This is a genomic window from Pseudomonas sp. MF5691, assembly GCF_016405645.1.
GTDB lineage: Bacteria > Pseudomonadota > Gammaproteobacteria > Pseudomonadales > Pseudomonadaceae > Aquipseudomonas > Aquipseudomonas shahriarae.
In genome coordinates, this window is sequence record NZ_JAEKDC010000024.1 from 18,628 (window position 1) to 30,522 (window position 11,895).

At 61.8% G+C, this 11,895-nt stretch carries 8 protein-coding genes; 5 read left to right on the forward strand and 3 right to left on the reverse strand.

What is annotated here, in order from left to right; translation table 11 throughout:
• Nucleotides 1-6 precede the first annotated feature (6 nt).
• Nucleotides 7-1,980: a MacB family efflux pump subunit gene (locus JFT44_RS24135; protein ID WP_057959178.1), complete on the reverse strand. Its 1,974-nt coding sequence runs from the start codon at nucleotides 1,978-1,980 to the stop codon at nucleotides 7-9.
• Complete coding sequence (locus JFT44_RS24140) at nucleotides 1,981-3,153, reverse strand: efflux RND transporter periplasmic adaptor subunit (protein ID WP_057959179.1); 1,173 nt, start codon at nucleotides 3,151-3,153, stop codon at nucleotides 1,981-1,983. It lies immediately after the preceding gene.
• Nucleotides 3,154-3,539: 386 nt separating this feature from the next.
• On the opposite strand from JFT44_RS24140, the gene JFT44_RS24145 reads away from it, so the two are divergent.
• The 5 genes from JFT44_RS24145 to JFT44_RS24165 all read left to right on the forward strand — a co-directional run bounded on the left by JFT44_RS24145 (nucleotide 3,540) and on the right by JFT44_RS24165 (nucleotide 11,079).
• The gene (locus tag JFT44_RS24145) at nucleotides 3,540-4,877 is read left to right on the forward strand and encodes a lysine N(6)-hydroxylase/L-ornithine N(5)-oxygenase family protein (RefSeq protein WP_057439138.1); all 1,338 of its coding nucleotides are present in this window, start codon (nucleotides 3,540-3,542) and stop codon (nucleotides 4,875-4,877) included.
• A 323-nt stretch (nucleotides 4,878-5,200) separates the two neighbouring features.
• Nucleotides 5,201-5,917, forward strand: a complete 717-nt coding sequence (locus tag JFT44_RS24150) for an MgtC/SapB family protein (protein WP_057959180.1) — start codon at nucleotides 5,201-5,203, stop codon at nucleotides 5,915-5,917.
• A 326-nt stretch (nucleotides 5,918-6,243) separates the two neighbouring features.
• Nucleotides 6,244-6,870, forward strand: a complete 627-nt coding sequence (locus tag JFT44_RS24155; RefSeq protein ID WP_057439085.1) for a response regulator transcription factor — start codon at nucleotides 6,244-6,246, stop codon at nucleotides 6,868-6,870.
• 1 nt (nucleotide 6,871) lies between these two features.
• On the forward strand, nucleotides 6,872-10,510 hold the full coding sequence (locus JFT44_RS24160) for a transporter substrate-binding domain-containing protein (RefSeq protein ID WP_198831313.1): 3,639 nt from the start codon (nucleotides 6,872-6,874) through the stop codon (nucleotides 10,508-10,510).
• Between the two features lie 134 nt (nucleotides 10,511-10,644).
• Complete coding sequence (locus JFT44_RS24165; RefSeq protein WP_057959182.1) at nucleotides 10,645-11,079, forward strand: hypothetical protein; 435 nt, start codon at nucleotides 10,645-10,647, stop codon at nucleotides 11,077-11,079.
• A 1-nt stretch (nucleotide 11,080) separates the two neighbouring features.
• Here JFT44_RS24165 and dkgB read toward each other — a convergent pair whose 3' ends face one another.
• Nucleotides 11,081-11,884: a 2,5-didehydrogluconate reductase DkgB gene (dkgB, locus tag JFT44_RS24170; protein WP_120732522.1), complete on the reverse strand. Its 804-nt coding sequence runs from the start codon at nucleotides 11,882-11,884 to the stop codon at nucleotides 11,081-11,083.
• Nucleotides 11,885-11,895 lie beyond the last annotated feature (11 nt).

Below are 11,895 nucleotides of genomic sequence, written 5' to 3' on the forward strand. Positions count from 1 at the left end.
GGGCGATCATTCACTGGTAAGGGCCGTGACCGGGTCGAGCCGGGCTGCTTTGCGGGCCGGCATAAAGCCGAAGATGACGCCGGTGACCAGCGCGCAGGCGAAGGCGCCAAGGGCGGCTGGCAGCGAAAAGGCGACGGCCACGCTGCTGAGGATCAGCGCGCCGCCGACCAGCAGGGCCAGGCCGATCCCCGCCACCCCGCCGACCACCGTGAGCATCACCGCTTCGGTGAGGAACTGGCGCAGGATGTCCCGCTGCCGGGCGCCGGTGGCCATGCGGATGCCGATTTCCCGGGTGCGTTCGCGCACGGTCATCAGCATGATATTCATCACGCCAATGCCGCCCACCAGCAGCGAGATGGCGGCAATCGAGCCGAGCATCAGCGACAGGGTGTTCTGGGTGCGGGCCTCGGCCTGGATCATCGCGGCGTTGTTGGTCAGTTCGAAATCCCGCTTGCCGTTGTGCAGGCGCAGCAGCAGTTGGTCGATGGCTTTTTCCGCTTCATGCACCTTGCGTGCGTCGGCGGCGGCAATCACTACATATTCGGGGTTGTAGGTGCCAAACAGGCGGATACTCGCGGCGGAGTAGGGGATGGCGATACGGTCGTCGCTGTCCTTGTCGCCGGAGCTGGCGCCTTTTTCGGCGAGGACGCCGATCACCTGGAACGGCACGTTTTCGATGAGGATGTATTGGCCGATGGGGCTCGGCAGGTCCTTGAACAGCTTGTCGCGCACCCGTTTGCCAATCACCGCGACGGTGGCGGCGCTGCGTTCGTCGGCTTCGGTGAAGTAGCTGCCCTCGACGACCGGCCAGTTGAAGATCGCCGGGAAGTTGGTGTCGTTGCCGCCGACATAGGCCATGTGGTCGACATTGCCGAAGCGCACCCCGGCTTCCGCGCCGTTGACCGGCATGATGCGCTTGACCTGGGGCAGGGCAGCCATGGCGCTGACGTCGTTCATGGTGATAATGCCGGGCGGCGTCCGCGGGTTGGGCGCCGAGCCACTGACATAGAGGATATTGGAGCCGAAGGCGCCCATCTGCGCCATGACCTGGCGCTTGCTGCCTTCGCCCACGGCGAGCATCACCACCACCGAGGCCACGCCAATAATGATGCCCAGCAGGGTCAGGGCGGTGCGGAAGCGGTTGATCCACATGACTCGCCAGGCTGCTTGTACCGCGTCCAGCAGTTCGCCTTTCCACGCACCATTGTGCTCGGCGCCATCGGCCAGGCGTTGGCGCAGGTCCACGGCTTGCAAGGCCTTGGGGTTGGCGTCGGCGTTAGCGTGGGAGTGGGGGTTGGGGGTGTCGCTGATGATCAGGCCGTCGCGGATCTCGATGATGCGCTTGGCCCTGGCCGCCACTTCGCGGTCGTGGGTGATCAGGATCACCACGTGCCCCTGGCTGGCCAGTTCGTCGAGCAGGGTCATGACCTCGGCGCCGCTATGGCTGTCGAGGGCGCCGGTGGGTTCGTCGGCGAGGATGATATGCCCGCCGTTCATCAAGGCTCGGGCAATCGACACCCGTTGTTGCTGGCCTCCGGACAACTGGTGCGGGCGGTTGCCGCTGCGCCCGGCCAGGCCCAGGCGGGTGAGCAGGGCGGCGGCGCGGGCATGGCGTTCGGCGGCCGGCGTGCCGGCATAGATCGCCGGCATCTCGACGTTTTCCTGGGCCGAGCCGGACGGGATCAGGTGGTAGCCCTGGAACACAAAACCAAAGGCTTCGCGGCGCAGCCAGGCCAGTTCGTCGGTGTCCAGTTGTGCGACGTTTTCCCCGGCGAACAGGTATTGGCCGACGGTGGGGCGGTCGAGGCAGCCGAGGATATTCATCAAGGTCGACTTGCCTGAGCCGGAGGCCCCGACAATCGCCACGAATTCCCCGGCATGGATCGACAGGTCGATCCCGCGCAATACGTCGACCTGGGGCGTATCACCGCCACCGTAGGATTTGCGGATATCCCGAAGTTCGATCAGCGGCGTCAACATTCAGCCTCCGCTGCTTTCGGCGGGGCCGATCAGCAGGTGATCGCCTTCGTTGAGGCCATCGAGGATCTGGATGCGCAGGCGGTCGCTGATCCCCACCCGTACTTCACGGTCTTCGATGCTACCGTCCTTGGCCACCACTCGCGCCAGTTGCGTGTCGGGCCGGGTGCTGCCTTGCAGGGCCGCGACGGGTGCAGTCAGCGCATCGCTGACGCGGCTGGCGACGAAAAACACCTGGGCGGTCATTTCCGCCATCAGTGCGTTATCGGCGTTATCCACATCCAGCAGCACGGTGTACAGCACCACCCGGCCGCTGCCGCTTTTGCTCGAGCTGCTGGGGCTGCCGCCGCCCTGGCTGGTTTCGTTGAGGGGCTTGGGCGGCACCGGCAGGATCTGGCGCACAGTGCTGGTCCAGCGCCGGTTGCCACCGCTCAGGGTGGTGAAATACGCCTGCATGCCCGGTTTGACATGGCCGATATCGGCTTCCGAAACTTCCGCCCAGACGGTCATGGGTGACAGGTTGGCGATGCGCAAAATCAGCGGCGTCTGCTGCTGGCTGTTGAGGGTCTGGCCTTCACGGGCATCCACGGCGACTACCGTGCCGGAAATCGGTGCATAGATGCGCGTGTAGCCCAGCTCGGCCTGATCAACCCGCAGCGTGGCCTGGGCCTGGCTGATCTGCGCCTTGAACATGTTGATGCGCGCCTGGGTGGCGTCCAGTTCGGCCTGGGCGGTCTGCACGTCTTCATCGCGGGTCGCGCCACCGGCGGCCAGGCGTTGCTGGCGCTGGTATTTCTGCTGTGCCAGGCGGTTTTGCGCGTGCTGCTCCTGCAGTTGCGCCTGCAGATTGGCGATGGAATAACGGGTGGCGTCGAGCTTGGCCTGCTGGGTAGCCGGATCGATCTCTACCAGCAGATCGCCTTGCTTGACCTGGGCGCCGGCTTCAACGTGAATCTTGCGGATCTGCCCGGACGCCTGCGCGCCGACATCCACGTAACGCCGTGGTTGCAGGGTGCCGAGGGCGGTCACGCTGCTTTCGATATCGCCCCGGCGCACTTCCAGGGTGGCGAACTGATCGCGGCCGGGCGGGATCAGTTGCCAGGCGGCGAAGGCGACCACGGGGATCAGGCAAAGTGCTGCCAGCAGCGCGCGCCGGGTGTGTCGAGGACGGTTCATGCACGGGTTCCAGCCAGGAAAGTTCGGACCGCTGCTCAAACGCCCTTGAGGGCAGAGACAGAAGCGGGAAGCTGTCAGGTAAACGAGGTATTTGCCCTGAAATTTAAGTGCTTACATACGGCGTTACAGCTGGGCGAAACGCCAGTATTCGAGCGCGTTTACCAGTCTGTTTAAAGCCACATGAGAATAATTCTAAGTTAGATGACTTCAAACTGCCATTACTGCATTGCCACAGCCGTCGCCGCCACGCCTGCCCGGACGAATCCTGCACCGGGCTTAAATTTTTTTTCATTGTCCTCGTTTCCTATCAACACATGGCCTGTTGTTCAGCAGGTCGCCCAGGCTTTCCGCCCCACTGCCACGGGGCTTATCCAGAGGACACTGGAATGACACAGGCAATTGCATCGCCCGCGGTTCACGACCTGATCGGTATTGGTTTCGGTCCTTCGAACCTGGCGCTGGCCATCGCCCTGCAAGAGCGCGAGAAAGCCCAGGGCAAGCTCGATGTGCTGTTTCTCGACAAGCAGGCCGACTACCGCTGGCACGGCAATACCCTGGTGAGCCAGAGCGAACTGCAGATTTCCTTCCTCAAGGACCTGGTGACCCTGCGCAACCCCACCAGCCCTTATTCCTTCGTCAACTACCTCAAGGTCCATGGGCGTCTGGTGGACTTCATCAACCTGGGCACGTTCTACCCGTGCCGCATGGAGTACAACGACTACCTGCGCTGGGTCGCCGGGCAATTTACCGCGCAGAGCCGCTATGGCGAGGAAGTGCTGGCCATCGAGCCGATCCTGCATCAGCAGCAGGTCGAGGCGCTGCGGGTGATCTCCCGTGATGCCCAGGGCGAGCAACTGGTACGCACCGCGCGCTCGGTGGTGGTCAGCGCCGGTGGTACGCCACGGATTCCCGAGGCGTTCAAGGCGCTCAAGGACGATGGGCGGGTGTTCCACCATTCCCAGTACCTGGCGCGCATGGCCCAGCAGCCGTGTGTCGAGGGCAAGCCGATGCGCATTGCAATCATCGGTGGCGGGCAGAGCGCGGCCGAGGCGTTTATTGATCTGAATGACAGCTTCCCCTCGGTGCAGGTGGATATCATCCTGCGCGGTTCGGCCCTCAAGCCTGCCGACGACAGCCCGTTCGTCAATGAAGTGTTCTCCCCGGAGTTCACCGACCTGGTGTTCCAGCAGCCCAGCAGCGAGCGCGAGCGCCTGGTCAACGAGTACCACAACACCAACTATTCGGTGGTGGACCTGGACCTGATCGAGCGCATCTACGGGATTTTCTACCGCCAGAAAGTCTCCGGCATCGCCCGTCACGCCTTCCGCACCCTGACCACCGTGGAAAAAGCCAGCGCCGGGCCCCTGGGCATCGAGTTGCTGGTGCGCCATAACGCCACCGGTGAGACGGTGCTCAATCACTACGATGCGGTGGTCCTGGCCACCGGCTATGAGCGCCAGATGCATCGCCAGTTGCTGGCGCCGCTCGAGGCCTATATGGGTGACTTTGAAGTGAACCGCGACTACCGCGTGGTCACCGACGAGCGTTGCAAGGCGGGTATCTACATGCAGGGCTTCAGCCAGGCCAGCCATGGTTTGAGCGATACCTTGCTGTCGATCCTGCCGATTCGCGCCGACGAGATTGCCGCGTCGCTGCATGAGCATGATCGCAGCCGCGGCCAGGACCGTTCGGTGCGTGACGTGCTGCTGGCCACCGCGAGCTGATACCGGCTGCCGGTCGCTCCCGCGCCTGCGGGGGCGACCCTGGCTGAACCCTTGCTGAAGAACCCGACGATTCGCCGCGCTGTCACTTTCCTCCTGCAGACTGCAGGCGTAAGCTGCGCCGGTTTTCAACCATAGCGCAGACCTTCGTGAACAGACTTTCGAGTGACAGTTGTCGACCAGGCTTGGCCAGCTGACGCGCATCTCCATGCCGTTGCCTCGCCGAGCAAGCGAGAAGCGGCCTTTCGGTAGCGAACCGTCCTGGTTCCTGCCTGATCCCCCTTTTTTCGACGCTGATTCTGCGGGCAATCAAAGGGAGATTTACCATGCAAGCCCTCAACAATATCAATCTGGATTCCTTGATCGACACCGTGGTCAGCCTCAGTGCGGCCTTTATCCTGGGTGGGCTGATCGGCTTTGAGCGCCAGTTCCGCCAGCGCACGGCCGGGCTGCGCACCAATGTGCTGGTGGCGGTGGGGGCGGCGATCTTTGTCGACATGGCCAACCGCCTGGCCGGGGCCGAAGGGGCCGTGCGGGTAGTGGCGTATGTGGTGTCCGGGATTGGCTTTCTCGGCGCCGGGGTGATCATGCGCGAGGAGGGCAACGTACGCGGGCTCAATACCGCCGCGACGCTGTGGACTTCTGCCGCCGTGGGCGCCTGCGCCGGTGCCGACCTGATCCTCGAGGCGTTCCTGGGCACCTGTTTTGTGCTGGCGGCCAACACCTTGCTGCGGCCGATCGTCAACAACATCAACCGCCAGCCCCTGGACGTGGTGTCGGCGGAGGTCACCAACATCCTCTACGTGATTGCGCGGCGTGCCCAGCAGCAGGCGGTAATGGCCCTGCTGGAATCGGAGCTGGCGCGCTGTAACTACCCGGCCAGCGATGTCGATGTGCGGCCCTTTGGCAGTGAGGAAGTGGAGATCGAGGCCACCCTGGCGGCCAACTCGGTCGATGGTGACGAACTGGATGCCCTGGTGGCGCGGGTCTCCCAGTCGACCCTAGTGGTGCAAGCCTTCTGGAGTCCCAGCACCACTGATTGACAACCCCCCTTTGTTCGGCTGGAAAAGCTGCCTCCCGTCATGGGGGGCGGTTTTTTTCGGTGATTTTGACTACGCTTTAGTGAGGATTAATCCTACATATGCGCCGGATTTTCCCTTCGGGCGAAACATCATTCCGTTGTTAATGTTGAGCCGTTGCACCTAACCAAATTCCGTTGAAACGTTCTGTGTAGACAGTACCGCTGGTCGGAACTGGTACTTCTCACAGGTACAGGGGTTTCGTGTGATGTGTAAGGGTATTGGCGCCCTGAAATGAGTGGTCGCCAATGAAGCAACTAAACAGTCGTGGTGTTCTGCCAGGGAGTCGCATGAGCAAAGCGCTAATTGTGGATGATCATCCGTTCATTCGTGCAACCGTCAAGTACCTGTTGCGCCAGGAGGGCTTCGAGAAGATTTTCGAGGCTGCCAATGGTGCCGATGCATTACAGATTGCCAGGGAGGAACGGCCAGACCTGGTCATTCTCGACCTGGCCATGCCCAAGCTGGGCGGGCTGGAAGTGATCAGCCGGATCAAGGCCTTGGGCCTGCCCTGCAAGATACTGGTCCTGACCTCCTATCTGGCGGTGTTTTTTTCGACGCGTTGCATGCGGGCCGGGGCGATGGGGTTTGTCGCGAAAACCGGCGAGCTGGATGAGCTACAAAAAGCCATCAAGGCCGTCATGTCCAACTACAGCTGCTTCCCCAGCCTGCCCACCAGTTCCGTACGCAAGGACGACTTGCAAACCACGGAACAGCAACTGGTAGAAGCACTCTCTGACCGGGAGTTGATGGTGCTACAGAAGTTGGCCCTGGGTTTGGGCAACAATGAAATCGCCAAGGACATGCTGTTGAGTCACAAGACCATCAGTACTTATAAAACCCGGTTGAAGGAGAAACTGCGTATGTCGTCGGTGGTGCACTTATCCAAGTTCGCCCAGCGTAATCATCTGATCTGACATGTCGAGATCTCTGGGGAAATGGCTCACCGCACTCTGGCTGGTGGGTCTGGCGCTCACCGTCAGTGTGGCTCAGGGTGAGCCACACCCACTGCGTTTGCTGGGGCACTCCACCCTTGACACACTGCAAGTGAACCTGGATGAGGCCGACTGGCGCTGGCTGCGCGAGCGCCGCACATTGGTGATGGGGGTTTCCGCCCCCGATTATGTCCCCTTCGATGTGACGGGCAGCAACGGCGAACTGGAGGGGATCACCGCTGATTATGCGGCGCTGCTCGCTGAGCTACTCGGCATCCCGATCCAGGTGCAGTGTTACGAGCACCGGGATCGACTCATCGCAGCCCTTAAACGCGGCGAGGTGGACTTTGTAGGCACGGCCAATGGCTATGAGGCGGCGGACCCTCAGTTGGCACTTTCGCGCTCGTACGCCAACGACCAGCCAACCCTGGTGACGCGTATTGATGACAGTCAGGCGCTGAGTGCCGATCTCGACGGTAAACGCCTGGCCATGCTCTCCCACTACATGCAGCCCGAGGTGGTAGCGGCCTTTTATCCCAATGCCTCCTTGCAGACCTACCCGTCGACTTTCGAGGCGATTGGGGCCGTGGCCTTTAGCCAGGCGGATGTCTATCTGGGCGATGCAATCAGCACCAACTATCTGATTAACAAGAACAACCTCAACAACGTGCGGATGGCGGACTTTTCCAGCTTGGAGGTCAACCCTTTCGCGTTCGCGCTTGCCCGGGACAATATCCGGCTGCTGCATATCATCAATGCGGCACTGGCGGTGATTCCGGCCGATGAACAGATGGAGATCCTGCGCCGCTGGAGTGCCGGTAATCTGGGGATCGTTGGCCGTGAACGCCTGCGTCTGAGCGACAGTGAACAGCGCTGGCTGGACAAGCATCCAAGGGTCAGGGTGACGGCACTGGACAAGTTCCTGCCGTTGTCGTTTTTCAATGATCGAGGGCAATTCCGGGGCTTGAGTGCCGATGTCCTGGCCCAGATCAGCCTGCGTACGGGCTTGAAGTTCGATGTGGTGCGCGCAGGTTCGTTGCCCCGTCAAATCCAGCAGGTCAGCGATGGCGAGGCAGAGATGATCGCGTTCATCACACCGAGTGTGGCTCGCGAGGAAAAGGTCCGTTTTTCCCGGCCCTATTTGAGCAACCCATTCGTGCTGATCACGCGTGACGATGGCAGCACTCCGGTCACACTCGACGATATGGCGGGCAAGCGCCTGGCGGTCATTGGCAGTAGCGTGCAGCGGGAAATCATCAGCCGCGACTACCCCAACGTTCTGTTGGTGAACGTGGAGAATTCCGCGCAGGGCATGGCTTTGGTCGCCAGCGGGGGTGTCGATGCCACGGTCAACGCACTGATCATTGCGCGCTACATGATTGCCCATCAATACCGTGACCGCCTGCGCATCACCAGTACGGTGGGCTCGCAGCCGGCGCGAATCGCTTTTGGCGTGGGGCGCGGCCAATTGGAGTTGTATTCGATCCTGGACAAGGCGCTATTGAGCATCACCCCCCAGGAGATGGATGAGTTGACCAACCGCTGGCGCAGCGAGTTGTTGATCGATGACAGCTATTGGCTACGCCACCGCAACACGATTATCCAGGGCTTCTCCCTGGCCGCCGTGTTGTTGCTGATCACCCTGGGCTGGGCCATTTACCTGCGCAGCCTGATCCGCAAACGTGCCCAGGCCGAGCGCGCCCTGAGCGACCAGATGCGCTTTATGAGCGTGCTGATCGACGGTACGCCGCACCCGATCTACGTGCGTGATCGCCTGGGGCGGTTGATGGCCTGTAACAGCGCCTATCTCAATGTTTTCGGCTTCCGCCTCGAAGACGTGATCGGTAAGACCGTGATGGAGACCGACACGGGGAACCAGCCCCAGGCCCAGTCCTACCATGAAGACTACTTGCGCTTGATGGAGCGCGGCGAACCGCAGATTCACGACCGGGTACTCAAGGTGCCCGGCGGCGCGACCCTGACCATTTATCACTGGATGCTGCCGTACCGTGACGGGGACGAAAGGGTCGTGGGCATGATTGCCGGCTGGGTCGATGTCAGCGAGCGCCAGCGTTTGCTGGGGCAGTTGCAGGAGGCCAAGGAAGGGGCCGACGCCGCCAACCGCGCCAAGACCACCTTCCTGGCGACCATGAGCCATGAGATCCGCACGCCGATGAATGCGGTGATCGGCATGATCGAACTGGCCTTGAAAAATGCCGAGCAAGGGCGTATCGACCATGACGCCCTGGCAGTGGCTTCCGACGCTTCGCGCGGCATGCTGGAATTGATCGGCGATATTCTCGATATCGCGCGGATTGAATCCGGCCACTTGTCCCTGACCCTGGAGCCGTCGAACCTGCGCGAGCTGCTGGTTTCGGTGGGGCGAATCTTCGAAGGGCTGGCGCGCACCAAGGGCCTGGTGTTGCAGGTGGAGCTGGACCCGCTGGTCGATCGCTACGTGTTGATTGATCCGCTGCGCTTCAAGCAAGTGGTCTCTAACCTGTTGAGCAATGCCATCAAGTTCACCGCCCAGGGCCATGTGCGCTTGAGTGCCAGTGGCTCGCCGGCAGTTGCCAGTGGTTACCTGAGCCTGCGGCTGGTGATAGAGGACAGCGGCATCGGGATCAGCGTCGAGGACCAGATGCGCCTGTTCAACCCGTTTATTCAAGGGCGTAACACTGACCAGTCGGCGCGTAGTGGCTCAGGGCTTGGGTTGGTGATCAGCCGCAGCCTGTGTGAAATGATGGGGGGCCAGCTGAAATTGAGCAGCGTGCTGGGGCAGGGCACACGGGTCGAGGTCACACTGCCATTGGCGGTGGCCACCTCGGCCAGCGCACCGTCCGAACCGGTTGCTCTGGAGGCGCCGCCAGCCCATGCGTTGAATATCCTGGTGGTGGACGACTACCCCGCCAATCGTCAATTGCTGACCCGCCAACTGAGTTTCCTGGGGCACCGGATCACTACCGCCAACGATGGTGTGCAGGGCCTGGAGCGTTGGCAGACCGAGCGTTTTGACGGGGTGATCACCGACTGCAACATGCCGCTGAAAAATGGCTATGAGCTGGCCCGAGACATCCGTGCCGATGAGCGGGCCCGCGGCTTGGCCCCTTGCCTGTTGCTGGGGTTTACCGCCAATGCGCAGCCGGAGGAAACCGAGCGTTGCCTGGCGGCGGGGATGGACGGCTGCCTGTTCAAACCCACCGGGCTTGAGGACCTGCATGCCGCACTGGCTTCTCGCACGGCCATGCCTTCGGTCAATGAGCCGGTGCAGGCCGACCCGGTCAAGGCCCTCGACTTGAGCCGCTTGTTGAAGCTGACCGGCTCCGACACGGGGGCCGTCAAGGAACTGCTGGCACAACTGCTCGACAGCCTTGCTGCAGACCGTACGCAACTTCAGGCATTGCTTGAAAAACACGACTACGCCCAGCTACATGACCTGGCCCACAGGACCAAGGGCGGGGCGCGTCTGGTCGAGGCGCAGACCTTGGTGAACCACTGCGAAGCGCTGGAAGCGGCTTGTGAACAGCGCGATCCCGAGGCACTGGTTTGTGCAGTGGCGGCTGTGCAAGAGGCCATTGATCAATTGCATCAAGCCCTGACGGATTACTGCAACCAGGCATAGAGGCAGGTCCGGCGCAGGGAATTTGGGAGAACTCCTACATGTAGAGGGAACTACGCTGATTTTTTCGTCGAAATATGTCTGGAAAAGTAGGCCGCTCCTTCCTTCCGCGAGCGATGCCTGCTCAGGGACTTGCGATGCCAACCAAAGCACTGACCATCCTGATTGCCGATGAACGGCACCTGCAACGGTTGCACATCGAAAAAATGCTCAACCAGCTGGGCTATTACCGGATCGTCCCGGTGCAGACCTTCGATGAAGTGCTGATCCTGACGGATATCCCGGCTGAGCCATTTGACGTGTTGATTATCCATGCCGGACTGGCTGCCGCCGCGGGCGGCGCATTGGCGTTCCAACAGCAACATCCGCAGGTGCGCCATGTGCTGGTGTATGACGACCAGGACCTGGGGCCGTCTGCTTGCGTGGTGCCCCTGGCCCTGGTGCGTTTGCCGGGAGCGCCCGACAGCATCACCCTGGAACACTTTATGGACATCGTCGACCCGCCGTCACCAGCCAGTGGCTTGCGGGTCTTGCCCTGGCTGCGGGAGCTGGCGCGCAACCCGGCGGTTTAGCTCAGTCCCACTGCGGCGCAATACCCTTGGGGCTGGTCAGGCGATGGCCGCGCTCGAGGCCCTCGATTTGCGCCATATCGGCTTGGCTCAACGTCAGTTGCACAGCCTTGAGGTTGCTCTGCAGGTTGGCGCGCTGGGTCGAGGACGGAATCACCGCATACCCCAGCTGCATGGCCCAGGCCAGGGCGACCTGTGCCGGTGTGGCCTGGTGGCGTGTGGCGATTGCCTGGATCACCGGGTCTTTCAGCACTTCGCCGTAGGCCAGGGTCATGTAGGACGTAATCTGGATACCGTGACGCGTGGCGAAATCCACCACCTTACGGTTTTGCAGGTAGGGGTGCAGCTCGATCTGGTGGGTGGCGATATTCTCGGCACCGACGGCGGCGATGGCTTCTTCCATCAGCGCTACGGTGAAGTTGGAGATGCCGATCTGCCGGGTCAGGCCCAGGCGCTTGGCTTCCAGCAACTGCCCCATGAACTCGGCGACGGGTACCTGGTTTTCTGGCGACGGCCAATGGATCAGGGTCAGGTCCAGGTAGTCGGTCTGGAGCTTGCGCAGGCTTTCATTGAGGCTGGGGATCAACTGGCCTTCGGCAAAATTGGCGATCCAGATCTTGCTGGTGATGAACAGTTCATCGCGGGGGATACCGCTGGCAGCGATGGCCTGGCCGACCTCGGCTTCATTGTCGTAGATCTGCGCGGTGTCGATGACCCGGTAGCCGAGATCGAGGCCGGTGCTGACGGAATCGATGACCACCTGGCCCTGCAGGCGGAAAGTGCCAAGGCCGAATGCGGGAATAGACATGTGTGACTCCT